Source organism: [Pseudopropionibacterium] massiliense, from assembly GCF_900607225.1.
In the GTDB taxonomy this organism is placed as follows: Bacteria; Actinomycetota; Actinomycetes; order Propionibacteriales; family Propionibacteriaceae; genus Arachnia; species Arachnia massiliensis.
Genome location: NZ_LR027842.1, coordinates 2,475,483 through 2,499,601, shown reverse-complemented (window position 1 = coordinate 2,499,601; position 24,119 = coordinate 2,475,483). Strand labels below are relative to the sequence as shown.

Here is a 24,119-nt window from a genome sequence, read left to right as displayed (position 1 = left end):
CCTAAGTTAGCATTCTGGGGGTATACCCCTACAAGGGGTTCTGGATTGTGATCGGTGCCGTGAATGGGCCTTGGCGCCACGGGTCATCGTGTGATCGGGTGTCGCCGCTCGTCAGTGCAGGAGTGATGTGAGCAGGTGGTCCAGTCCTTCCAGGGCAGTTTCCAGGGCGGCGGTGGGAGGATCTTGGTGGACGACCCACAGGGCCGCTTCGTTCATGGCTCCCGAGAGCAGCGCGGTCATCGCTCGACCTCGCTGCTGTTCGATTCCCGCCGCCGCGAGTGCTTCGCCGAGAAGTTCCTGGGAGTTCGCGGCGTCCAGGTTTCGCCATTCCTGCCAGCCCATGACCGCCGGGGCGTCGATCAGCAGGATGCGAGCGGGGGCGGCCTCGGTGATGGCCTCCAGGAAGGCGTGTGACCTGGCCTTCAATTGCATCTCGGGATCGGGGGCGACTGCCGCGGCTGCGGCGGCGACCCGTGATGCGACGGTTTCGTGCAGATGCTCGGCAACGGCCCTGAAGAGTCCGTCCTTGTTCCGGAAATGGTGGTAGACGGCACCGCGAGTTACCCGGGCGGCGTGTGCGACATCCTCCAGCGCGACGGCGGCATATCCGTGTTCGGCGAAGAGATCGAGTGCGCAGTCGCGGATCCGTTCGGCGGTCCGCGCGGCATCGGCGGCGCTGGATCGTGGCATTTCTTCCTTACGTACAAGCTGTATGTATGCTTGCTGCATACAAGCACAGTGTATGTAAAGGAGTGTTCCGTGGCTCTTGCGAGCATCTATCCAGTCCTCATGTCCGCCGACATCACTGCGGCGGCTGATTTCTACAGGCAGGTCTTCGGCCTTGACACAACCTTTGAGAGCGACTGGTACATCAGCCTGCGATGCGGCCAGTCGGAGCTGGCCATCATCGCTCACGACCACGAATCCATCCCGGCAGAAGCTCGGGCCCTGCCTCGGGGTGTGTTGCTGAACATCGAGCTGGATGATGTGGACGCCATCCATGCGCAGGTCATCGGAATGGGCCTGGAACCGGTCCTGCCCCTGAGGGATGAGCCATGGGGACAGCGGCACTTCATCATCGAGGGGCCCGAGGGCGTTTTGGTTGACGTCATCCGTCCCATCGAGCCGAGCGCTGATTTCATGGCCTCATACACCTAGAACCAGAGGCTTCGAGGAGCCGGCTGAGCGCCCAATCGACGCCGGGAATGGGACGACCCGGATCCGGCCCCCGTTGTGAGGACGGTCCTGGTGGGGCTGGCTTGCAGTTGACGGTGCGTCACCTGCGAGTCTCGGGTGCATGAAGATCACCGTGCTCGATTCGGTGGCGGCGACCCGGGAGATCCTGGATGCGCCCGCCGCCGACCGCCCCGGCCTCATCCGTCGCATGCGATCCCCCATGGACGGCATGTACCCGTTCATTCCCGGAGGCCCGGACCGGCTCGCCATGCACGAAGGAACCTTCGGCTTCCCGGTCGAGGGGGCCGACGAGCAGTTGCGCGCCGGGTTGGGGGAGCTGGAGAAGGCGCGGGCCCGGGAGCGTGTGGCGGCAGGGATCCACCAGGCGGCCCGGGCGCTCACCGCGGCCGATCCCGGCCTGGTTCTCCCCGGCGAACTGACCGTGCTGGTGACCCTGGGCGACCCGACGGACCCCCACTTCATGGAGGAGATCCACGGGCTGTCGGCGTTCGGTGGGATCCCCGGATTCATCGAGCTGACGCTGTGGCCGAACCGCGTGGTGCGCGACCGGATCGAGGCCATCGCCGCCCACGAGTTCCACCACAACGTCCGCTACGGACAGGGTGGGATCGCCTGGGACCCCATGGCGGTTGCCCTCGGCGAGCAGATCGTCGCCGAGGGGCTGGCCGACGCTTTCGCCAGGGAACTCCACGGCCGGCGCGGTTACACGCATTTCGCGGTGTCGTGCCTGGGGGACGACACCGCCGTGGCGAAGGTGATCTCCGGCATGGAGATCACGGGAATGCGGAACTTCACCCCCTGGGTGTTCGGCGATGCCTCCGCCACGAGATTCGGTGCCGCACCGGTGGGATTGCCAACCGGGGCGGGGTACGCCGCGGGGAACCGGATCGTCGACGCATACCTGGAGCGGTGCGGAACCACTGCCGCTGCCTCGGTGCGCACGGATTGGAGAGTCGTCGCCGAGGTCGGTGTGGCAGCCTTGGGTCTGAAGAGCCGTTTCGGGGAATGAGGGACATGTGGTGGAGTGGCCGACCGGGGAACTGGCGAGACGCGCCGGCATCTCGCCCCGGACGTTGCGCCACTACGACCAGATCGGTCTCCTGACCCCGACCCGGACCTCCGGGTCCGGGCTGCGTTTCTACGACGCCTGGGCCGTCGCGCGACTCCAACGCATCCTGCTGCTCCGCGAAACCGGAATGTCACTGGCCGGCATCGCCGAACTCCTGGACGGCGAGACGGAGGGCCAGGAGGACGAGGCACTCGAGGAACAGATCCGGCGGCTGCACCGGGAACGGGACGCCCTGGACCGGAGGCTCCGGGCCGTGGAGCATCTCCTCGAGGCGCGCCGTGAAGGGAGGCCGCCCAGGCCGGACGTGCTGCTCGACGGGTTCAACGACCTCCACGAGGACGAGGTGGTCGCGCGCTGGGGACGCGAGGTCTATCGGGCGGGCCATGACTGGTGGCACGGCAAAACCCTCGCCCAGCAGCAGGCGTGGAAGGAAAGCTCGGAACTGCTCGTCGCCGACTGGGTTCGCGCCCAGCGGTCCGGGGCCGCGCTGGACTCCCCGGAGGTGCGCCGGCTCGTGGACCGGCACCTGGCCTGGCTGGCCGAGATCCCGGGAACCCCGACGCACGCCGGCGACAGGGAGCGCTCATCGGCCATGATCCGCGGGCTCGCCCACATGTATGTGCAGGACCCGGCGATGCGGCACGCCTTCGGAGGGCGGGGCGGTGCCGAGTTCGTCAGGGATGCGCTGCTGCTGCATCTCGAGGAGGCGCTGGGAAGAAGGATGGGGACGGAACCATGAGGTTCATTCACGGCTTCCGCTCCTCGAGGCCGTGGCCACAGCCTCTCACCAGAGGATTGTGCCTGCGACTGTCCCTGTGAATACGCCTCCTTGTCTCAATGCCTCTCGCGAGACTCATGAGGATGTGCTGCTCTGTCCGTGGGATGTGTTAGTGGGTGAGGTCAGCCAGGAGTGTGCGGAAGACCTCGGGGTTGGAGGTGAGGTCGGAGAGGTTCTGCCCCGGTTGGAGGGGGGTTTCTCCCGTGCTGCCCGTCCACGGTGGGGACAGGGGGGTGTCCTCCGTGCCTGTTTCCCGGGGCGGTCTGGCTGTTGCGCAGGCGCTGACCGCGGTCGCGTCGGAGGTGTTGATTTCGCTGATGGGTGGTGTGTCGTGCGCGAAATACCGGTTTTTCCATCCGTAGAGGGGGTGTCTGCGGGTGTAGGGGTAGAGAGCGGGGTCCATGGAAGCGGGGGGATCGAGCAGTTTCTCATCGGCCTTCGAAACGGTTCTCCACTGTGTTCGGTAGGTGTCGGGGCCACAGGCGGAGGAGATGAAGTCGATGCCGCTGCACGAACGCACGGACAGGTACAGGGACGCTGCCGTCAGGACGGTCGGGTCGGTGGCGAGGCGCATCGCGGGCGATGGGTCTGAGATGTAGCTGCCGGCGGGGACCGGGTAGATGGTTCCGGTTCTCGACAGCACCCATGCCGCATTCGTGGGGTACCGCTGGGGCGTGGTGCTGATTTCCGACAAGCACTGCTTGGTGCAGTTTTCCGAGCCCTCCCAGCCGCCGCACGCCGTCCACCAGTTCCATCCGGAGATACTCTGCTCGCCCTGCCATGGATCGGCGAAGAACAGCTCCTCGGGGCGGAGGGTGCGGTGGGGGTGGAGGTCCTCTGGCGCGTATCCCATCAGCAGGCACAGCTGTCTCCAGCGGGCGCACACGTCTCCCCACGGGTCGGCCGGGTCCACCTCTGTCACGGGGTGCCAGGCCTCCCAAGGGTCGCCGGAGATGATGCGTGCACGTACCCGGTGTATCCGTGAGGACGGGAGTGCGAAGTATCCCGGTGTCACCCCGGCGTCCGTGTGAACCGTGGCGCCGTGGAAGTCGTCCCACGGCAGCGTGGGATGAGTCGTCGGCCAGCAGCCCATGTTCGGGCCGCCTCCCGCCCATTCCTGGAGTTGCCACAGCCGCCACGAGCCGCCGCGGGTTCGTGGCGCCGTTGCCGTGAGCCACACGCCCTTGCACTCGACGGACAGTCTGATGACCACGGCTCGCAGCAACCCCGGGAAACTGATCGGGCCGTGGGTGATCCCGGGCCAGCGGAGCGGGCGTGGTTCGCCGTGTTTCGTCACGCCGATGAGGCATGTACCCGGTGGCAGGGCCGCTTGGCGCCAGTTGTTCGGGACCGCGACGTTCACGTCGCCGGGGACCGCGACAGTGAAACCATCCAGCGATGAGAAGAAGCCACGGATCAATCCAGAAATGATCACTTCGTCAAGTGTAAGGCTCCCGCGGGCCAGCCTGCGGTCCCCTGCGTCGCCCAAGGGTTCACGTCCCGGCTCGACCATTTTCCCGCGCAGGGCATTCGGTCATTGTGAGTTGGGCTTCTCGGTTGTCGATCTTGCCAATCGAGTCTCAACCAGCTCTGACATTCCTTGTCGGTTCAAGTCGAATACCCCTCGTCGCGCGGACCCGTCCTCGAGACCAGGTGGCCGACTGACGCCGATTGACCGGTGTGTACCGTTCGGGGACGATCGATGCAGAATCAGAGGCGCTGCTGACCGATCTCGTAGAGCGCGATGGAGGCCGCCACCGAGGCATTGAGCGACTCCACCGCGGATGTGATGGGGATCGAGACCAGGGCGTCGCAGTTCTCCCGCACCAGGCGGGCCAGGCCTTCTCCCTCGGATCCGACCACCACCACGACGGGGCCGTCGAGCCCCGGGATGCCCGACAGCGGGGTGTCGCCCTCACCGGCCAGGCCGACGACGGTGAAGCCGGCGTCGGAGGCGCGCCGCAGCATCTGGTTCAGGTTCGTGACCCTCGCGACGGGAATGCGCGCCGCCGCTCCCGCGGAGGTCTTCCACGCGGCGGCCGTCATGGAGGCCGACCTGCGGGACGGGATCACCACGCCCTGCGCCCCGAAGGCGGCCGCTGACCGGATGATCGCACCCAGGTTGCGGGGATCGGTCACCTGGTCGAGCGCCACCACGAGACCCCGCGAGGGGATCTCGAGGGCCGCGTCGAAGATGTCCTCGACATCCGTGTAGTCGAAGGCGGGGAGCTGCAGGGCGACCCCCTGGTGGGCGAGTCCGCCGGTCACCCGATCCAGTTCGGCCCGGGTCACCTGCAGCAGCGGAAGCGAGTGCTCGGCCGCGAACTTGAGGATGTCGCGGAGCCGGTCGTCGCGCTCGGCACCCTCGGCGACGTAGGCCTGCTTCACGGGCAGCCCGGCCGTCAGGGCCTCCAGTACCGGGTTGCGGCCCACCACCCAGTCCGCCCCCGTCTGGGCGCGGCCGGTTTTCGCCCTCGGGCGGTTCGCCTGACGTTTCAGTGCCTCCTGCTTGGCCTTGTACGCCTTGTGGTAGACACGATCCTCGGCCTTCGGGGTGGGGCCCTTGCCTCGCAGGGACCGGCGGATCCGTCCGCCCGAACCGGCGGTGTTGCCCTTGCCGCGGCTCCTGGCCCCGGGGCGTCTCGAGTTGCCTGCCATCTATTTCTTCTCCAGACTCCAGCGGGCCCCTTCGGGGGTGTCGGTGATGCTCAGCCCCGCGTCGGTGAGTGTGTCCCGGATGGCGTCGGCGCGTCCCCAGTCCTTGGCGGCCCTGGCCTCGGAGCGCTGCTCCAGCAGCGTGGAGACCAGCCGGTCGACGACGGGGGTCAGGTCATCGCCCCGGGGAGCCGTGGCCCACGGTGCGTCGTCCGGGTTGATGCCCAGGATGCTGGTCATCTCGGCGATCGTGGCGTACAGGTCGGCGGCCCCGGGATCACCGTCACCCAGGGCCTTGTTTCCCGCCCGTACGGCCTCGAACAGCGTGGCGACCGCGGCCGGGGTGGCCAGGTCGTCGTTCATGGCGGCCTCGAAGGCATCCCAGAACGGTCCGCCGACCGTGCCCCGCGTCACACCGCGTTCACCGGCGGTCCTCAGGAAGGAGTCGATGCGCTCGATACCCTTCTCGGCTTCCGCCAAAGATCCTCGGGTCTGCTCGTCGGCGGGGGAGAACTCGATCTGGCTGCGGTAGTGGGGTGCAAGCAGGAAGAATCGCACCGCGCGCGGCTCGAAGATTTTGGTGACCTCCGAGACCAGGGCGGTGTTGCCCAGCGACTTGCTCATCTTCTCGCCCGCCATCGTCACCCAGGCGTTGTGCATCCACACCCGGGCGAAACCACGCCCGGCCCCGGCCGACTGGGCCAGTTCGTTCTCGTGGTGCGGGAAACGCAGGTCGATGCCACCGCCGTGGATGTCGAAGGTGTCACCGAGGTACTTGCCGGACATGGCGGAGCACTCCAAGTGCCAGCCGGGACGTCCTCGGCCCCAGGGCGTGGGCCAGGACGCGGTCTCGGGTTCCCCGGGTTTGCGGCCCTTCCAGAGTGCGAAGTCGCGGGGATCGCGTTTGCCGCGCGGATCGGCGTCCTCCGCTGCGGCCATCTCGTCGACCTTCTGGCCCGACAGCTCCCCGTAGCGCGGCCAGGACCGCACGTCGAAGTACACGTCCCCGGAGCCGTCGTCGGCCACGTAGGCGTGGCCGCGTTCCAGCAGCTCCTCCACCAGCTCGATCATCTCCGGGACGTGGCCGGTGGCGCGCGGCTCGTAGGTGGGGGGCAGGCACCCGAGTGCCGCGTAGGCGTCGTGCAGCTCCCGTTCGAAACGGTAGGCATGCGCCCACCACTCGATGCCGGCCTCCGCGGACTTGGCGAGGATCTTGTCGTCGATGTCGGTGACGTTCGCGACGACCGTGACGTCGAGGCCCTGATGCGTCAGCCAGCGGCGCAGCACGTCGAAGACCACTTCCTTGCGGATGTGCCCGAGATGCGGGGAGGCCTGCACCGTCAACCCGCAGTGGTAGATCGACACCTTCCCGGGAACCAGGGGAACGAACTCCTCGACGGCTCGGGTGGCGGTGTTGTACAGGCGCAGATTCACCCTGTGAAGTCTAGTGCCGCCAGGCGCCCGGCGTCAGCGGGTGCCCCGGAACCAGGTGATCCCTGATGACGGAAAAGTACAGTAACTGGTGTCGGATAGGTACAGTTTGGAACGACGAAAAAGTATAGTAGACCCCTGGGGAAGGAGGCGGCGTGGCATACATGAGACGTCTGATCGACGACGAACTGGATGTGTTGATGCCGGATCTGGCGGCGATCGCGCTGGACGGTCCCAAAGGGGTTGGGAAAACGGCCACGGGGCTGGAGCGCGCGGGGACGGTGCTGCGGGTCGACCAGCCCGAAACCGCGATCATGCTCGAGGGAGATCCGTACTCCTGGATTGGTCGCAGGCCTCCTATACTGGTGGACGAGTGGCAACGACTGCCGTGGACCTGGGATGCGGTTCGCCGGGCGGTTGACGATGGAGCTGCCCCCGGGACATTCTTGCTGGCGGGAAGCGCCACGCCCGGGAACGCCAGGACCCATTCGGGTGCGGGCAGGATCGTGTCCTTGCGGATGCGGCCGATGTCTTTACCTGAACGCTGTCTCGTGCAACCCGCGGTCAGTTTGGCGGAACTTCTGACGGGAGCCCACACCCCGGTGGAAGGCGCCTGCGATTTGAAACTCGCCGATTACGTCAGGGAGATCGAATCCTCCGGGTTCCCGGGTATCCGCGTACTCGGCAACCGGGCCAGACGGGTGCAACTCGAAGCGTACCTGACACGAGCTCTTTCCCGTGACTTGGCGGAGGAGCGGGGAATCCAGGTGCGACGCCCGGCCACTCTGCGTGCCTGGGCCGCTGCCTATGCCCACGCATCGTCCTCCACGAGTACTTGGGAGAACATTCGACGCGACGCCACCCCGGGAGACGGTGATCTCCCGACGAAGGCAACGGCCATCAACTACCGGGACTGGCTCACATCCCTGTGGCTGCTCGATCCGGTGCCACCATGGCTGCCCATCGGAACCGGGATACGAAACCTGGGACGCAGCGAGAAACATCAGCTGGCTGATCCGGCTCTGGCTGCTCAACTGCTTCGCGTTAGGGAGATGGATCTTCTCCGTGGCGGCCTTGTCGCCCCCCACGCCGGTGGTCTTCTGGGTGCGCTGTTCGAAAGCCTGGCCACACTGACGGTCCGTGTGCTGGCCCAGACGGCGGAGGCCACCACATCTCACCTCCGGACGGATCGGGGACGGCATGAGATCGATTTGATCGTCGAGGGCCACGACGGCCGTTGCGTCGGGATCGAGGTCAAGCTCACCACCGCCCCCGGGGACGCCGATGTGCGGCACCTGCTCTGGCTGCGCGAGACGGTTCCGGAGCGGGTCGCGGATCTCGTGATCCTGACAACCGGTGAGCACGCCTATCGGCGTCGGGACGGGGTGGCCGTCGTCCCTCTGGGACTTCTGGGGCCCTGAACCCGCGCCGCGAATCCGACGGCCGGAAGAAGGGGAATCCTGAGACCATGCGAACGGAAAGAGTGCGGCGCTACTGGGACCGGACCGCGACTCGCTACGACGAGCGGGTCTCCCGGGTGGAGGAGCGCTGGCTGGCGCCGAGCCGCCGATGGGTGTGCGAACGGGCGGCGGGGGAGGTCCTCGAGGTCGCGGTCGGGAGCGGGCTCAACCTGCCGCACTACCCGCCGGGGGCGAAGCTGATCGGGGTGGATCTGAGCGAGGGCATGCTGCAGTTGGCGAGAAGACGCGCGGCCACCGCCCGGTGCGAGGTCGAGCTGCTGCGGGCCGACGGGGCACGACTGCCGTTCGGGGACGAAACCTTCGATGCCGTGGTGTGCACCTTCTCGCTGTGCGGTTTCCCCGACCCGCGCGCCGGCGTGGAGGAAATGGTCAGGGTGCTGCGACCGGGGGGATCGCTGCTGCTCGCCGATCACGTCGGATCCACCAACCCGTTCATCAGAATGGGTCAGTGGGTGTTGCAGGCGATCACCGTTCCGACCGAGGGGGAGCACTGGACCCGGCGCCCCAGACGCCACGTCGAGGCCCTCGGGCTCCACGTCGTCGAGACCGACAGGCTGCACCGCGGCATCATCGAGAGGCTTCATGCCTCACGCTGGGCACGGTGAGATGTGTTTGGTGCAGCCCGCCGGTGGTGGGGCGGTCAGGAATCCCTGGCCGCCCTGGCGCGCAGGGCGTCGATGTCGAAACCGAAGGTGACGGGGATGGCCGGATCGCTGGCCCCGTCCTCCCATGGGTCGTAGGGCTTTTCGTACTGGTCGTCCACGAATCCCTGGGAGGGGTCGTACTTGTTGAGCAGTTCCTGTCCGACGGGCTCCACGTTGCTCATGTGCTCGTCGGGCAGCGTGGCCAGCACATCCGCGATGTATCCGGCGGCGGCCTCCTCGATGGAGACCTCCCGGTTCTCCCGCTGCGACTGGTACCAGCGGTAGTCCAGCAGTTCGTGGAAGAACTGCGCTGGTTCGCGTTTGCCCTCCATGTGGGCCGGGATGCGGCTGACGGCAGGCTCGAAAACCTCAGTCAACCACTTGTGAGCCATCACCGATTCGCTCATGTTTCCGGGAAGTTTCGCCCGGAAGGTGTCCATGTCGTTGAGCAGTCTGCGTGCCTGATGCTCCTCCGCGTCCAGTCCGGTCAGGCGCATCAGGCGCCGTGCGTGGTGCCCGGCTTCAACCACTTTCGGTTGCATGCGGATGGTTCGGCCGTCCGGGGAGGTCTGCACGTCGATTTCCGCGACGTCGAATCCCAGCGCGTTCAGGCGGCGCACCCGGCCCTCGAGCCGGTACATCTCGGAGTCGCTGAACTCCTCGACCCCGGTCAGCTCCGCCCACAGGCTCTGGTAGCGCTCCTCGATGGTGTCCACCAGCCACTGTGGGTCCAGCGACGGATCCAGCATGCCGCCGGCCTCCAGGTCGCAGAACTCGCCGAACAGGTTCGTACGGGCGATGTCCAGGTCGTGGGCACGTTGCCCGGTGGTCAGGGAGGGGTGCACCTCGCCGGTTTCGGCGTCCACGAGGTAGGCGGCGAACTCGCCGGCGTCGCGTCGGAACAGGATGTTCGACAGGGACACATCGCCCCAGTAGAAACCGGTCAGGTGCAACCGGGCGAACAGTGCGACCATCGCGTCCAACAACCGGTTCACCGTGTCGAGCTTCACACCCGAGTAGAACAGCGCTCGGTAGGGAAGGGAGAACGGCAGGTGCCGGGTCAGCAGAATCGGATCCAAGGGGTCACGATCGTTGTTCTGCCGTCCGAGAACCACCCCGACGGGCTCCACGGACGGCACGCCCAAGCGTCTTAGCTCGGTCAACTGGCGGTACTCGTGTACCGCCACCTCCTCCAGGATCTCCTTGGCCGCGAGGATCTCATCACCCACCTGGATGAAACGAACCACGTGCCTGGAGATGCCTCGGGGCAGCGCCACCAGGTGCTGCGTCGGCCACGCCTCCAGTGGCGTGTTCCAAGGCAGCCGGATCAGCGCTGCATCTGGCTTGGCAGCTAGGAATCTGGGCACGTACCAACATTACCTGCTCTGTTGTGATATTGGACCCCATTTGAGCTCTTTTCTCGCGTTGTGGGATGTTCTAGTTGCGGCAGAGGAAAAGGTGACCTGCGCCCGGCCGTTACTGTGGTGTGCATTCCTTCGATCGGGCGTCGCCCACCGAGGATCGGTGCAGGTCCGTCCGGTCGGTCTCCGAGGGTCTATCTGGTGCAGAGTGTCGAGTACCGCGAGGTCGGTGTCCTTGAGGTGGAACCGCCGCGCTCTCCTCGCTCATGAACACTCCCATGTGATATGGAAATCATATTATATTGTCACCGTAGTAGTTTGTCGCCGCTCGTGGAGGACGTCGAGTGGTGACTGGACGTACACGCGACAGCGAGGAGAACGTGATGATCAGAGTCGTCCAGTACCGCAGTTTCGGGGGTCCCGATGTGCTGGAGATGGTCGACGCTCCCGTGCAAGAGCCGGGTGACCGCGAGGTCCGGGTCGTCGTCAAGGCGGCGGGGCTCAACCCGATGGACGAGAAGGTCTTCGGGGGTTCCCGTGCCTTGCGAGTCGTTGGTTTCATCGATGCCCTGTCCAAGCCCGCACAGTGGTTCTCGCCCAGTTTCCCGAAGCGGGTGGGACGCGATTTCGCGGGGATTGTCGACGCGGTGGGCAGCCGGGTTGACGGCTTCGCCGTCGGCGATACCGTCCTCGGAACCCTGAGGGGCGCACCGGGGACGAGGACGAAGTGCGGCTCGCTCGCCGAGCGTCTCGTGGTCCCTGTAGGGGATGTCGTTCACAAGCCCGAGCCGCTGAGCCATGAGAGTGCTGCGGCGCTCGGCGTCGTCGCGCGGACCGCTTGCGGCGCCCTGCGTGAACTTGATGTGCAGAGCAGCGACGTCGTCGTCATCAGCGCCGCGGCCGGTGGGGTCGGTTCGCTGGCCGCACAGCTCGCGATACATCGCGGCGCGACGGTGGTTGGCATCGCGGGGGAGAGCAACGCTGAATTCCTGCGTTCGCTCGGGATCGTTCCCGTGGCGTACGGCGCCGGAATCAGGGATCGAATCCTCGCCGCTTCGCCCGGCCCCGTCACGAAACTGCTCGACTGCTACGGCGGGGACTACGTTCAGCTCGGACTCTCTCTCGGCCTGCGTGGCTCAGCGGTCGGAACCCTCGTCCCCTCACCGGGGGTAATCCTTCGTGGCGCCCGGTTCACGGGTTCTCGGCATGCGCGTCCCGGGGATCTCGAGGCGGTCGCCGGACTGGTGGCGGACGGAGCCGTCAAGACGGTCCTCGCGCGTACGTTTCCCTTTGAGATCGAAGCCGTGCGCGATGCGTTCAGGGAGCTCGCAGCAGGCCATGTCCGCGGCAAACTCGTCGTCAATCTTGCGACATCATGATGACCGCACCCGCACGATGACCATCGCCTGTCGCGAGACCGCCAGGTTGTGAGGCCTACCATGCAGATGGGCGATGGCGCAGTATCAGCCATCAGGGCCGTCGAACCACTCCAACCCGATCGCAACTGTTGATCATTTCAGGAGCTGGGATGAATAGCGACAAGACCGCTTTGTCAGCGCTTTTTCTTTTCACGGTGGCCATCTCTGGGGCACCAGGAATAGTGCTGGGGGCCGGCCTGGCCATGTCCTTTGTGTTGCTGTTCAGGGCAGAGAGCCTGTCTCCCAGGTGTCGAGGGGATCGTGCTCACCGGGTTCGGTGCTGCAGGCGCAGGGCTGTCCCGGCCTCCTTGGGCCAGAGGAACACTCCCGGTCGTCGTGGTCTCGGCGGTGCTGGTCGTCGCATCATGGGTGCTCGTGCGCACCAGCAGGTCAGGCAAGCGGTCCTCGCTTGAGGTTTGTTCATGGGGTGCTGGTCCGGCCAAGCTCCCCTCCCGCAAGCCGGTTGGCCCGGACCGCGACGAAGGAGCAGTCCACCTCGACACCACCCCGTGGGTATCCGAGGCCTCCGGGGTCCGAGTGTGTTTCTCGGCCGCCAAGTGGTTTCGACACAGCCGTTCGCCGGCGCTCACGAGCTGGCTCAACCAGCATCCTGTGAACAAACCTCTTTGATCGAGGACTGGGGACACGTGATCGTACCCGCTCGTTGGCTGCCGGGCCTTGCTGTGTCTGTTCCGGCATAACCCGGTAAACCGGTTGAGCAAGCGGCTCGCTTGTCGCATCGAACTCATTGGTGAGGGTGCAGATCAAGCCGGTACGGTAGAGATGGGCGCCGGTGCGAATCGCCTGAGCAGCTCGGTGAAGGCCGCGGACGCCCTGTCCCGGATCTCAGACCCCAGGTGCTTAGCCCCGGTCTCGGCGACCAGGCCGAACTCGTGCAGCACGAACCGGCGGATGGGTTCCGGGGTGATGCCTTCCCCGAGTTCACGGGTGGCCGCCTTGGCCCTGACCAGGGTGGTGATTGCGTCCACGACGTCCTCGGCCGGGGGCGCCTCGTCGAGCAGGGCCGACAAGTTCATCGGGGGAACCGGTGAACCCAGCGTGCGTGTCCAGTGCAGGGCGGCCGCGGGGCGGATGGCGTAGAACAGCTTCTTCAGGGAGACCACACCACCCTCCGCGGCACCCGAACGGTTCCAGTGAGCGCGGCCGACGTGGAAGTAGTGGCGCCGGATCGATTCGTGGTCCACCACGTCGCGGCACACGTTCGGCAGCTCCTCGGCGAACGCGGGCTGCCCACGGTAGATCAACGGGGAACGCAACCACTCCAGGACGGTGGCGTTGCTGCGCGCGGCGAGTCGGATCGCCTTGATCAGATCCCACCCGTTGACGTCGAGCACGTCGTCCAAAGGGGTTTCGATGACGTCTCGTGGACGCCACGGCGACAGGTAGTCGTCGTGGCGGCGCACATAGAAGAACCGGCAGTCGTAGTCGGAATCCGGGGACGGGAACCCCCACGCGCGGCTTCCGGACTCGACCGCCCACAGCACTCGGACGCCGTGGTCGCTTTCCACCCCGTCCAAACGAGCCTGGATCCTCTCGACGGTTGCCGCGTCGAAATCGTCGGTGAGGGTACAGATCATGTGTGAATCATAGGGACGGTGCGGGACTCGTCCGGCCCCACACCGCGGGTTGGCAAAGAGGGTTGGGTGGGTAGCTCGATGTCTGGGTCATGAGCAGTGAGCAGACCCGGGCGAACAATCTTCACCGACCTGTTCGTGGTCTTCGAGGAGTCCGGGCAGGGCGGGGTCTCTGGTTGGATCTGCCGTCCACTGTACGAGGAGGGCTCACTTCACAGGCGGTGCAGCGACGGGCGCAGCCCTTGGTCAAAGTGCGCTCGAGGATGGCTTTTACAAGCTTCACGGATGATCTTTGGGAGTGCTAAACTGAACCAAGAGCTTGCTAGAGTTCATTTCCGTCGGGAGCGCGTCTCTCGATGTGATTGTGCAGGAGGAAGTGTGACGATCGAAGTTGATTTCGACTATCTTGCGGTTTTTAAGCAGCGTCTGCTGGGTATGTGCAATACCACATATCAGTGGGGGCCGTGGAATGCTTCGAATTTCGTTGTTTCCAATATTGATGTCAAGCCTGGTGACTCCGCGGGAGATAATTTCATGGAAGTTGCTAGGGTGACCGAACAGGTTGAGAGTGCTCTTGCGTCATGGAGGCAGGATTGCGAAAGAGCGCTGGGTGAAAATGGTTGGGAGCGGATGGGGGCCATCATTACCTCCTATGAAACAACCGAAGCAAACAATGTACGCAGCTTTGAAGGTAAAAATTGGCCCGGAGGTATAACTGATCAGCAGTTGACCAGTGCGGCAACTGACGTTGCAGAACATGTCACTTCTCCTCTCAACGATGAAGTGCAGCCAAAGAAAGATTTTGCTGATTGGCTGAACACTTTGGGATATGTTGGGAGCTGGATCTCCCCTTCGGCGTGGATCAACAGCACCATCAACTGGGTCTATGAACAGCTCGTCGGACAGACTGGTCTGGACGTATTCAATGAAATTTCAAAATCTCTCAGCGGTGATTGGGAGAAGGTGAGCAAGGCGGGTGTCGCACTTTCTGCTCTGGGGTCCTATTATTACAATCTTGGCGATAGATTGGTGAATAGCGCGTGGTCGGTCGTTCCGGAGGGATGGCTTGGAGATGCGGCATTCAATGCTCGCGATTGCTACACCACAACTGGTAACGCAATAATGGGCTTGAAGCAGATTCTTGACGATGCAGGGGACCAGTACATAGTAATTGCAGACGGCATGTATTCCTACGGTTTCAGCGTCGCAGGAATGTTGCAGACCATCGTGGATCTCCTGATTGTAGCTGCTGCCTCGGCGGCGGCGGGGGTCACGTTCTCTTGGACTGGTGTCGGGGCGCTTCTCGGGGGTGGTGCCGCGGCAACGGCACTTGTCGCAGCGGCGGCTACTGTCTATGCGGTGATTGATACACTCGGTAATGCCACCACGCAAGCGTCGGCTGCCATCACTGTGATTCTAGGTTTGGTCGGCGCGTCTGGTGTTCCTGAACACAAAATTCCTCAGCCCTGACTTCTGTATGATTGGAAGATTGTCATGTCGCCCAGAATTCTCTCTTCTTTTCCTGTCGGTTCGCATGCGGACCGTGTTCTCAGGGAGTCGCTCGAAAGCTTGAAACATGATGCTCCTCCCGAGGATGCCGAGCTGATCGATGACATCCTGAAGGGGCGTGCATCGATCAAGGATCTTCTCGCCTCGAGATATTTCGAGGAACGCCAAGAAAATGTTCTGAAGGATCCTGATTTCCTGGGTAAACTGGGTGAGCAGATCGTGGCTGTGGAGAAAACCGGGATCGATGCGCTTTCCTTTTTGAAGGTTGTTCCGGAGGACGAGGGTCGGTCTGATGGCTGATTCGGTGCGGAGATCCGCGCTGCTTCATGTTCCGGGGTGGGAGATGCGATGAGTTTTCTTTCTCGGGTCGGTGGGCGGCGGGGGCGGTTCTTGTTGCGCACTCTCGGGATATTCTTGACGTTCTTGGGCGGCTTTGCGTTGTCCGGTGTCGCAACGAGGCCTGCCGCCCTGAGCGTTGCGCTCCCTTATTTTGCCGTGGGGGGGGCGATTCTCATTCACTGGGTTATCCAGATGGGGATGCGTGGTGTGCGTGAGAGTCGTCGGTACCTCTGGATATCGTTCGTGTGGGCTTTTGCGCTTTTTGCCGCTTGCTTGGCCTGGACGGTTCCAAATCTTGTTGAGTTCGCAAGCTATTACGTCAGTGAAAAAAATGGGACAACGAGGCACAATCCGATCTACATGTCTTTCGGAGGTTCTTTGATAGGAATGCCGATCTGCGCCTACGCTGCCTGGGTGACGTGGCGAAGTCGCAATGATGACCCAAAGGCCTGAAATCCTTTGAGGCTTATTCACAGCCATCCGCAAGTGCGCTCTGACTAGGGGTTTCGCTGGTCGACGCGTCGCTATGCATAAGCCTCTTTGTATCCCATGAGGCTTATTCACAGGATTGCTGGTTGAGCCAGCTCGTGAGCGCCAGCGAACGGCTGTGTCGAAACCACCCGGCAGAGCCGAGAAACACACTCGGCCCCCTGAGTCCTCAGATACCCACGGGGTGGTGTCGAGGTGGACTGCTCCTTCGTCGCGGTCCGGTTCAACCAGCTTCGGAGAGGTCATGAATAAGCGCCTCCATGAACGGTGTGCTTGTTCTTCTCTCGAATAGCTGGTTTTGACGTCTGGAGGCTTACCCGTATGCGTGGTGCCGCCTGCCAGTCAATTTCTTGGTTGGCACGCGCCTGACGGTGGCTGTCGACGACCTCCCGCCTTCGCGGCGACCCGGGGTGATCAGTGTATTGCGGATTAGTAGGTGGCTAATCCCCGCGTCCGGAACTGATCCCTGACCCTTTCGGTCAGTTCCTTCGATGGTGGTGAGGTGTCGGCCAGTTTGTAGGGCAGCTTCAGTGTCGCCCACTTGTCGCGCCCCATCTGGTGGAAGGGCAGCACCTCCACCCTCGTCACGACGGAGATCTGCTCCACGATCCCTGCCACCGCCTCCACGTTCTCGACGGCGTCGGTGAGGCCCGGGACCAGCACGAACCTGATCCATACCTCCTCGGTGCCGCGTTCGGACAGGCGCCGGGCGAAGTCCAGGGTAGGTTGCAGATCCCTGCCGGTGGCCCTCCGGTACACCTCGGGAATGCCGGACTTGATGTCCAACAGCACCAGATCGAGGTCGTCCAGGAGTGCGTCGGAGGCGTTGGCGCCGAGGAAACCGGAGGTGTCGATCGCGGTGTGGATACCGAGTTGTTTCGCCTCGTGCAGCAGCCGACCCACGAAGGCGGGCTGCATCAGGGGTTCGCCGCCCGAGACCGTGAGGCCACCTCCCGTGGTGCGGAAGATCGTCCGATACCGCTTCATCCGACCCACCAGGTCCTCCAGTCGCACGGGCTGGCCCTTTGCGGCGAACATGGTGTCGGGGTTGTGGCAGTACAGGCAACGCAACGGACAACCCGAGAGGAACACCGTCATGCGGGTACCGGGGCCATCGACACCGGTCACCAGCTCCCAGGAGTGCATGGAGGCCAACTCGCCGGAGCGCACCTGCTCCAGCTGATCGTGGCGCTCAAGATCGTCGGTGACGTCGATGCCCGCCACGCCGAAACCACCGGCCCGCAGCCGGGGGGTCTCCAACGTCACTGGTTGGGGGCGATACTCGCCCGTGACCCCGTCGGCTGCGGTCGATGTCGTCGTCTGGGTCACTCAGGAACCCTGGTGGAAGGTGCGGGACAGCACGTCGCGCTGCTGTTCCTTGGTGAGCTTGACGAAGTTCACGGCGTAGCCGGAGACCCGCACCGTCAGGCTCGGGTACTTCTCCGGGTTCTCCATGGCGTCCTCGAGGGTTTCGCGGTTGAGCACGTTGATGTTGGCGTGGAACAGGCCGGGGACATCGCCGCGGGCCTCACGAGCCGCCTTCATGTCGGAAACGCGCTCGTCAAAGGTTTTGATTGCCATTTTCTTCTCCTGGTTCGGGTTGGTGATTTCAGCAGCCTTCGGGGACGAAACCGGCGTCGAGGATTCCGACGAGGTTGTCGACCTGTTCGTCCTTGGTGCGGCCAAGGGCGGACGGAGTGATGGTGTTGGTCAGCGAGATGCCGTCCAGCGCGTCCGAGTAGTCGAGCTTGCCCACCGACAGCATCGAGGCGAGCATGCCGTGGTTGTCGACACCGTTCTCGGGGTTGGCGCCCGGCGCGAACGGGGTGCCGGCCTTGTGACCCGAGGGGAAGGATCCGGTCGCCTTGCCGTAGACCACGTTCGAGGTGATGGTCAGCACCGACTGGGTCGGCATGGCGTCACGGTAGAGCGGAATCTCCTTGATCTTGCTCATCACCGTGTGGACGATGGCTGCGGCGATCTCGTCGGCCCGGTCGTCGTCGTTGCCGTAGGTGGGGAAGTCGCCCTCGGTGATGTAGTCGACGACGAGGCCCGTCTCGTCACGCACCGGGGTCACCGTGGCGTACTTGATGGCCGACAGCGAGTCCGCCACGATCGACAGACCGGCGATTCCGCAACCCAGGGTGCGCACGATGTCGGAGTCGTGCAGCGCCATCTCGATCGATTCGTAGGCGTAACGGTCGTGGCAGTAGTGGATGATGTTGAGGGCCTCGACATAGGTGGCGGCCACCCAGTCGAGCATCTTCTCGTAGCGCAGCCACACGTCGTCGAAGTCGAGAGGGCCATCGCCCACGACCCCTTCGTGGCCGGGAACGATCAACTTGCCGCTCATCTCGTCGCGGCCACCGTTGATGGCGTACAGCAGCGTCTTGGCCGCGTTCATGCGGGCCCCGAAGAACTGCATCTGCTTGCCGACCCGCATCGGGGAGACACAGCACGCGATGGCGGCGTCGTCCCCCCAGTGGGAGCGGATCTGCTCATCGGCCTCGTACTGCACCGACGAGGTCTCGATTGAGATCGCGGCGCAGAAGTCCTTGTATCCCTTGGGCAGCTTCGGATCCCAGAAGATCGTGATGTTCGGTTCCGGGGCGGGACCCAGGTTGCGCAGGGTCTGCAGCAGACGGAACGACGTCTTGGTCACCAGGGGCCGGCCGTCCTCACCGATGCCCGCGTCGGACCAGGTGGCCCAGTAGGGATCGCCGGAGAAGATCTGGTCGTACTCGATGGTGCGCAGGAAACGCACGATCCGCAGCTTGATCACCAGGGCGTCGATGATCTCCTGGGCCTCCTCCTCGGTGATCAGGCCCGCGTCGAGGTCACGCTGGAAGTAGCAGTCGAAGAAAGCCGACAACCGGCCGATGCTCATGGCGGCGCCGTCCTGCGACTTCACGGAGGCCAGGTAACCGAAGTAGGTCCACTGCACGGCCTCCTTCGCGTTGCTGGCCGGACCGGAGATGTCGAAGCCGTAGCTGGCGGCCATGGCCTTGAGCTTCTTCAAAGCCTTGATCTGCTCGGCGTGCTCCTCGCGGAACCTCGCCCAGTGCTCCGAGAACGGCGCGGCGTCGACGGCGGCCTTGTCGGCCTGCTTGAACTCGATCAGCCTGTCCACCCCGTACAGCGCCACCCGGCGGTAGTCGCCGATGATGCGGCCGCGGCCGTAGGCATCGGGCAGTCCGGTGATCACGTGTGCGGAGCGGGCGGCGCGGATGCGGGGGGTGTAGATGTCGAAGACCGCCTCGTTGTGGGTCTTGCGGTACTTCGTGAAGATGTCCTTGACGTCCTGGTTGGGTTCCTTGCCGGCCTCCCGGATGGCGGTCTCCACCATGCGCCAGCCGCCGTTGGGCATCATCGCCCTTTTCAGCGGGGTGTCGGTCTGCAGGCCGACGACCACGTCGTCGTCATCGCTGATGTGACCGGGGGGGAAGGCGTCGATGTCTGCTGGGGTCTCGGTGTCCACGTCGTAGACGCGGCGGGCGCGCTCGACCGACAGGTAGTCCTTCTCCAGGGTGTCCCAGACTCGCAGCGTCTTGGCGGTCGGACCGGCCAGGAACGACGCGTCGCCCGTGTAGGGCGTGTAGTTCCGCTGGACGAAATCCCGGACGTCGATCGTTTCCTGCCACGGGCCGGGGACGAAACCGTCCCAGGGATCGGTTGGTGAAGGGCTCTCGGGAATGGTTTCCGTGAGGAGGGTCATGGGGCCTCTTTCCTTGAAACGTGGGCCATCGGCGGTGCCGTGCCGACGGGTGGAACGTCACGTGCGACCACGGCGTGATGGTGAGTGTTTCGTGTCATGGATGAGCGGTTTGTGTATCAATTGTCCAGCTAGTCTAGCCAAGCTGGACCCCACAACCTCAAAGGGGCGGCGCGGCGTCATCCCCGTGCCCTCTCCAACGCCTCGGAAACAGCCGCCGCCAGGTCTTCCGCGGATTCCAGACCGATGCTGAGACGCAGCAGCCCGTCGCCGATCCCTGCGACCGCCCGGGCCTCGGGACTCATGCCTGCGTGGGTCATGGTCGCGGGGTGGCAGATCAGCGACTCCACCCCACCCAGTGACTCCGCGAGGTGGAAGATGGGCAGTCCCGTCAGGAAACGTTCAGCGGCCGGGCGACCACCCACCAGGTCGATGCTCAGCAGCGAGCCGAAACCGGATTGCTGCCTGGCGGCCAGTTCGTGCCCCGGATGGGTTGCCAGCCCCGGCCAGTGCAGGGCGGCCACCGCGGGGTGTCCCTGCGCCGCCCCGACCACGGCCTCGGTGTTGAGCGCGTGCATCCGGATGCGGGCATCCAGGGTGCGCAGCCCGCGCAGCGTCAGGTAGGAGTCGAAGGCGCTGGCGGTCAGGCCGAGGGCGTTGGCCAGCCAGCCCACGTGTTCCGCGGTCTCGGGGTCGCGGGTGATCACGGCACCGCCGACCACGTCGGAGTGGCCGTTGATGAACTTGGTGGTGGAGTGCAGCACGTGATCCGCGCCGAGATCGATGGGGCGCTGCAGCAGGGGGGAGCAGAAGGTGTTGTCCGCCACCAGCTGCGCGCCGGCGGCATGGGTGGCCTCCGCGACGGCTCCCAGGTCCGTGATCCGCAGCAGCGGGTTCGACGGGGTTTCGGCCAGCACCATCGAGGCGCCGTCGAGAGCAGCGGCGAAGGCCACGGGGTCGTTGAAATCGACGAAACGTGCTTCCAGACGGCCCCGGGTGGCGTGGTGGTTCAACAGTCGCCAGGTGCCGCCGTAGCAGTCGTGTTGACAGACCGCCACGCCGCCCACCGGGACCAGCTTCTCGACCAGCAGCGTCACCGCCGCCAGGCCCGTCGCCACCACGGTGGCGGCCGCGCCTCCCTCAAGGGTCGCCAGAGCGTTCGAGAGGAGGTCGCGGGTGGGGTTGCCCGCGCGGGAGTAGTCATAGTCGCCCGGCTCCCCGGGAGCGCTGAAGACGTAGTTCGTCGAGAGATGAATGGGGGGCACGACCGCCCTGTGGGAGGTGTCCGTTCCGAGTCCGGAGCGCATCGCCCGGGTCCAGGTGCCGAGTTCCGCCATGGGTGTCTCCTGCTGCAGGGCCGTCAGATCCGCCCCCAAGCTATCGCACCCCGGCCGTGTTCCGGAGGAACATCTCAGCAGGTTCGTCCCGGTGCCGGCGTGGTCGCCGTCGAAGGATGGGGAAACGGTGCGGCACGGGAACGGCGGTGGCCGGACCGCATTCGTGGATCAACCGTTCACCATGTGCAGGATCGCACCGGCGACGGTTTCCTGGACCCGGCCGCTGAAGTTGTGCCCCTCGCCGTCCAAAGGGGTGAGGGTGGCATTGGCGAAGGTGCCCGCGGCGCGCTCCGAATACGAGAAGGGCACCACGCTGTCCGCGGTTCCGTGGAAGATCCGGACAGTTCCGGTGAAATTGGACATGTGTCCGTAGATGTTCATGTCGCGGATGTCGGTGAAGTATTTCCGTCCGACGACGAGACCCAGCAGGTCGTAGGTCTCGGGGATGTCGGATTCGTTGGCGAAACGCCTGCGGGCGTCATCAAAGAGCGAAAAGGCCGGGCAGAGGAGGGTTATGCCCCGAACCCCGGCGGGATTCTCGTTCGCGACCAGTGTGGTGACCACGCCTCCCTGGCTGGTTCCGACGAGATGAACCCGGTTGGCATCCACGTAATCCAGCGACCTGATCTGCGTGAGCGCGTCCCGGAGGTTCTGCGCCTCGGTGAGAACCGACATCTCGGTGGTGGCGCCTTCGCTCCGGCAGGTGCCGGGAGCCGCTCCTCCGGCGAAATCGAAGCTGTAGACGACCACCCCGTGCTGGGCGAGGAAATCCTGTCCCTGCGCTCCTTGGGTGTGGTTTCCACCCAGGCCGTGGCTCATTATTGCGACGGGGCAGGGAGTTTCGACATCGGGTCGTCTGATCTCACCGTGGATGTGGTTTCCCGAGCTCTGAAAACTCAGCTCCTGGGTGCTGACGGAATACGTGGCTCCCGGGGATGCCCCGGTCCTCTCCGGGGAACCGGTCGGTGCAGGGGTTCCGTTCGTTGATGGGGTGGATGTATTGCCGGGGGAACACGAACCGGTCCCGGAAAGGATCCCGGCCGCGGCGAGCGGGGTCGTTGTCAGGACGGTTCTTCTTCTCACTGCTTCTCCAGATTCCTGTTCGAGGCGAGTCGCTTCGTGGTCGTCGGTGACGAGAGGATCGACGGGCGTGACCCGGGAATCGGTGCGAGGAACCGGGTTCCGCCCCGGACGGCCTCCGGCTGGTTCCCGGCCCGGTGAATGAGAAAACGAGGTCCTGCGCCCCCCGGGGTGGGGCGCAGGACCTCGTTCGCCTCGGGTACCTCAGGAGATGCGTTCCTGGGTGGCGTTGCTGAACACGTGCACGCTCTCCGGATCGGCGGCGAGACGCACCACGTCCCCCTTGGCGGGCGCCTGGCGGGCGCCGACCCGGGCGACGATCTGCTGGGCGCCGACGAGCTCGTCCTCGCTCAGCCCTGCGAGGGTGCCGTACAGGTAGGAGTCCGCGCCGAGTTCCTCCACGACGGCGATGTCCAGGCCGATGCCCTGGCCGTCAGTGGCGATCCTGAAGGATTCGGGGCGGATGCCCAGGGTCAGGGTGCTCTCGCCCTCGGCCTTCGCGAGGATCTCTCGGGCGACCGGGACCACGTAGTCGCCGATCTGGACGCCGCCGTCGACGACGTTGCCCTCCATGAGGTTCATGGCGGGGGAGCCGATGAAGCCCGCGACGAACAGGTTCTTCGGGGTGTCGTACAGGGCCAGCGGGGAATCGACCTGCTGCAGGATGCCGTCCTTCATCACCGCGACCCGGTCACCCATGGTCATGGCCTCCACCTGGTCGTGGGTGACGTAGACGGTGGTGACACCGAGGCGCCGCTGCAACGCGGCGATCTGGGTGCGGGTGGACACGCGCAGCTTCGCGTCGAGGTTCGACAGGGGCTCGTCCATCAGGAACACCTGCGGTTGGCGCACGATGGCGCGGCCCATGGCGACGCGCTGCCGCTGACCACCGGAGAGGGCCTTCGGCTTGCGGGACAGGAAGTCCTCGAGGCCCAGCAGGTGGGCGGCCTCCTTGACCCGCTTCTCCCGCTCCGCCTTGGGGACGTTCTGCATCTTCAGTGCGAAGCCCATGTTGTCGGCGACGGTCATGTGCGGGTAGAGGGCGTAGTTCTGGAAGACCATCGCGATGTCGCGATCCTTCGGTGGCAGGTCGGTGACGTCGCGGTCACCGATGAAAATCGAGCCCGAGTTGACCTCTTCGAGGCCGGCGAGCATGCGGAGCGAAGTGGACTTGCCGCAGCCGGAGGGGCCGACGAGGACCATGAATTCGCCATCGGCGATTTCCAGGTCGAGCTTGTCGACTGCGGCGCGATCCGAGCCGGGGTAGATGCGCGAGGCTTCACGGTAGCTGACAGTGGCCATGCCACATTTCCTTTCCACGGGCAGGTACGTGCCCGACGATCCGTAGTGGTGGAAGTGACTCTTCCTCGCAGAACAGGGTAACAGCCGCCTCTTTCCCCGTGTAAGGGACCCCGAGGCATGATGGGTGTCTTCATTTTTCGAAGATTTCCGTGACGGCGACCGGGCGTACCGGAAAACCTCCAGATCCAACCGGTGTCCACGGCCGGCGATGGTCCTGCGGGAGGGTGGCCGGCTCCGTCGCCGGATACGTGGCCTCCCGTGGGCGGAGATCCGCTGCTTCGTGCGTCCGGGCCGATGGGCAGTTCGGCGGGGCGACGTGCTGGAGCCCCTGGCCCTTCGTGGGACGTCCCCCGGCCATGCGGTGTGCGGTGGAAGCCGCCGTGCCCTGCGACCTACTCGGACAGGGTCGGTGCTGGGGGCGCCGGTCGTGCTGCCTGGTTGGCCACGTGATGCCGCTGTATTGGCGCAGGAGGAGCAGGAGTCGGGAAACGCGAGGGGGCATCACATCCGGGAACCCGGTCGGATACGCTCTTCTGCTTGAAAGACGTCCGGGGGGAATGGGAACGTGCTCAATCAGTTCGTGGGAGATTTTCTGGCGGCGGGCATGCCGGTTTTGGTCCCGGCCGGGCTGGGTGCCGTCGGTCTGCTGCTCCTGTGGTTTATGTCGTGGATCTTCCGGGAGACTCGAGCCAGAATTCGGAGATCACGGGCTGGAGCCGAAC

The 24,119-nt window shown here is 64.9% G+C and carries 20 protein-coding genes; 8 read left to right on the top strand and 12 right to left on the bottom strand.

Going from position 1 to position 24,119, the window contains the following annotated elements:
- Window positions 1–111: 111 nt before the first annotated feature.
- Window positions 112–690: a TetR family transcriptional regulator gene (locus E0E39_RS11145; RefSeq protein ID WP_130874800.1), complete on the bottom strand. Its 579-nt coding sequence runs from the start codon at window positions 688–690 to the stop codon at window positions 112–114.
- A 69-nt stretch (window positions 691–759) separates the two neighbouring features.
- Between E0E39_RS11145 and E0E39_RS11140 the strand changes: the two genes are divergently transcribed.
- The 3 genes from E0E39_RS11140 to E0E39_RS11130 all read left to right on the top strand — a co-directional run bounded on the left by E0E39_RS11140 (window position 760) and on the right by E0E39_RS11130 (window position 3,005).
- On the top strand, window positions 760–1,158 hold the full coding sequence (locus E0E39_RS11140; protein WP_130874799.1) for a VOC family protein: 399 nt from the start codon (window positions 760–762) through the stop codon (window positions 1,156–1,158).
- Between the two features lie 139 nt (window positions 1,159–1,297).
- Window positions 1,298–2,206 (top strand): DUF2268 domain-containing putative Zn-dependent protease, encoded by a 909-nt coding sequence (locus E0E39_RS11135; protein ID WP_245988298.1) that lies wholly within the window; start codon window positions 1,298–1,300, stop codon window positions 2,204–2,206.
- Between the two features lie 10 nt (window positions 2,207–2,216).
- Window positions 2,217–3,005, top strand: coding sequence for a MerR family transcriptional regulator (locus tag E0E39_RS11130; protein ID WP_245988296.1), 789 nt, complete (start codon window positions 2,217–2,219; stop codon window positions 3,003–3,005).
- Window positions 3,006–3,153: 148 nt separating this feature from the next.
- On the opposite strand, the gene E0E39_RS11125 is transcribed toward E0E39_RS11130, so the two are convergent.
- The 3 genes from E0E39_RS11125 to cysS all read right to left on the bottom strand — a co-directional run bounded on the left by E0E39_RS11125 (window position 3,154) and on the right by cysS (window position 7,133).
- Window positions 3,154–4,479, bottom strand: coding sequence for a hypothetical protein (locus tag E0E39_RS11125; protein ID WP_130874797.1), 1,326 nt, complete (start codon window positions 4,477–4,479; stop codon window positions 3,154–3,156).
- Between the two features lie 275 nt (window positions 4,480–4,754).
- A complete protein-coding gene (gene rlmB / locus E0E39_RS11120) occupies window positions 4,755–5,702 on the bottom strand; it encodes a 23S rRNA (guanosine(2251)-2'-O)-methyltransferase RlmB (RefSeq protein ID WP_130874796.1) in 948 nt (315 codons plus the stop codon).
- A complete protein-coding gene (gene cysS / locus E0E39_RS11115) occupies window positions 5,703–7,133 on the bottom strand; it encodes a cysteine--tRNA ligase (protein WP_130874795.1) in 1,431 nt (476 codons plus the stop codon).
- A 161-nt stretch (window positions 7,134–7,294) separates the two neighbouring features.
- Between cysS and E0E39_RS11110 the strand changes: the two genes are divergently transcribed.
- Together E0E39_RS11110 and E0E39_RS11105 are read left to right on the top strand one after the other, a co-directional pair.
- Window positions 7,295–8,551, top strand: coding sequence for an ATP-binding protein (locus tag E0E39_RS11110; protein WP_207302557.1), 1,257 nt, complete (start codon window positions 7,295–7,297; stop codon window positions 8,549–8,551).
- Between the two features lie 47 nt (window positions 8,552–8,598).
- Entirely contained in the window at window positions 8,599–9,216 is a 618-nt protein-coding gene (locus E0E39_RS11105; protein ID WP_130874793.1) for a class I SAM-dependent methyltransferase, read from the top strand.
- A gap of 35 nt (window positions 9,217–9,251) precedes the next feature.
- On the opposite strand, the gene E0E39_RS11100 is transcribed toward E0E39_RS11105, so the two are convergent.
- Entirely contained in the window at window positions 9,252–10,622 is a 1,371-nt protein-coding gene (locus E0E39_RS11100) for a DUF4032 domain-containing protein (protein ID WP_130874792.1), read from the bottom strand.
- 377 nt (window positions 10,623–10,999) lie between these two features.
- Between E0E39_RS11100 and E0E39_RS11095 the strand changes: the two genes are divergently transcribed.
- Window positions 11,000–11,995 carry an NADP-dependent oxidoreductase gene (locus tag E0E39_RS11095; RefSeq protein ID WP_130874791.1) on the top strand — a complete coding sequence of 332 codons (996 nt, stop codon included), beginning with the start codon at window positions 11,000–11,002 and terminating at the stop codon, window positions 11,993–11,995.
- Window positions 11,996–12,798: 803 nt separating this feature from the next.
- On the opposite strand, the gene E0E39_RS11090 is transcribed toward E0E39_RS11095, so the two are convergent.
- Window positions 12,799–13,632 carry a nucleotidyltransferase domain-containing protein gene (locus E0E39_RS11090; RefSeq protein WP_130874790.1) on the bottom strand — a complete coding sequence of 278 codons (834 nt, stop codon included), beginning with the start codon at window positions 13,630–13,632 and terminating at the stop codon, window positions 12,799–12,801.
- 375 nt (window positions 13,633–14,007) lie between these two features.
- Between E0E39_RS11090 and E0E39_RS11085 the strand changes: the two genes are divergently transcribed.
- Together E0E39_RS11085 and E0E39_RS11080 are read left to right on the top strand one after the other, a co-directional pair.
- Window positions 14,008–15,099, top strand: a complete 1,092-nt coding sequence (locus E0E39_RS11085; protein ID WP_130874789.1) for a hypothetical protein — start codon at window positions 14,008–14,010, stop codon at window positions 15,097–15,099.
- A gap of 24 nt (window positions 15,100–15,123) precedes the next feature.
- Complete coding sequence (locus E0E39_RS11080; protein ID WP_130874788.1) at window positions 15,124–15,438, top strand: hypothetical protein; 315 nt, start codon at window positions 15,124–15,126, stop codon at window positions 15,436–15,438.
- A gap of 957 nt (window positions 15,439–16,395) precedes the next feature.
- On the opposite strand, the gene pflA is transcribed toward E0E39_RS11080, so the two are convergent.
- The 6 genes from pflA to E0E39_RS11050 form a co-directional block, all read right to left on the bottom strand.
- On the bottom strand, window positions 16,396–17,295 hold the full coding sequence (gene pflA / locus E0E39_RS11075; protein ID WP_130874787.1) for a pyruvate formate-lyase-activating protein: 900 nt from the start codon (window positions 17,293–17,295) through the stop codon (window positions 16,396–16,398).
- Window positions 17,296–17,547, bottom strand: coding sequence for an autonomous glycyl radical cofactor GrcA2 (grcA2, locus tag E0E39_RS16635; protein ID WP_130874786.1), 252 nt, complete (start codon window positions 17,545–17,547; stop codon window positions 17,296–17,298).
- A gap of 28 nt (window positions 17,548–17,575) precedes the next feature.
- Window positions 17,576–19,681: a pyruvate formate lyase family protein gene (locus E0E39_RS11065; RefSeq protein ID WP_130874785.1), complete on the bottom strand. Its 2,106-nt coding sequence runs from the start codon at window positions 19,679–19,681 to the stop codon at window positions 17,576–17,578.
- Window positions 19,682–19,857: 176 nt separating this feature from the next.
- Window positions 19,858–21,054: a trans-sulfuration enzyme family protein gene (locus tag E0E39_RS11060; protein ID WP_342770198.1), complete on the bottom strand. Its 1,197-nt coding sequence runs from the start codon at window positions 21,052–21,054 to the stop codon at window positions 19,858–19,860.
- Window positions 21,055–21,183: 129 nt separating this feature from the next.
- Complete coding sequence (locus E0E39_RS11055; RefSeq protein ID WP_130874784.1) at window positions 21,184–22,098, bottom strand: alpha/beta hydrolase family protein; 915 nt, start codon at window positions 22,096–22,098, stop codon at window positions 21,184–21,186.
- 201 nt (window positions 22,099–22,299) lie between these two features.
- Complete coding sequence (locus tag E0E39_RS11050) at window positions 22,300–23,397, bottom strand: ABC transporter ATP-binding protein (protein ID WP_130874783.1); 1,098 nt, start codon at window positions 23,395–23,397, stop codon at window positions 22,300–22,302.
- Window positions 23,398–24,119: the final 722 nt, after the last annotated feature.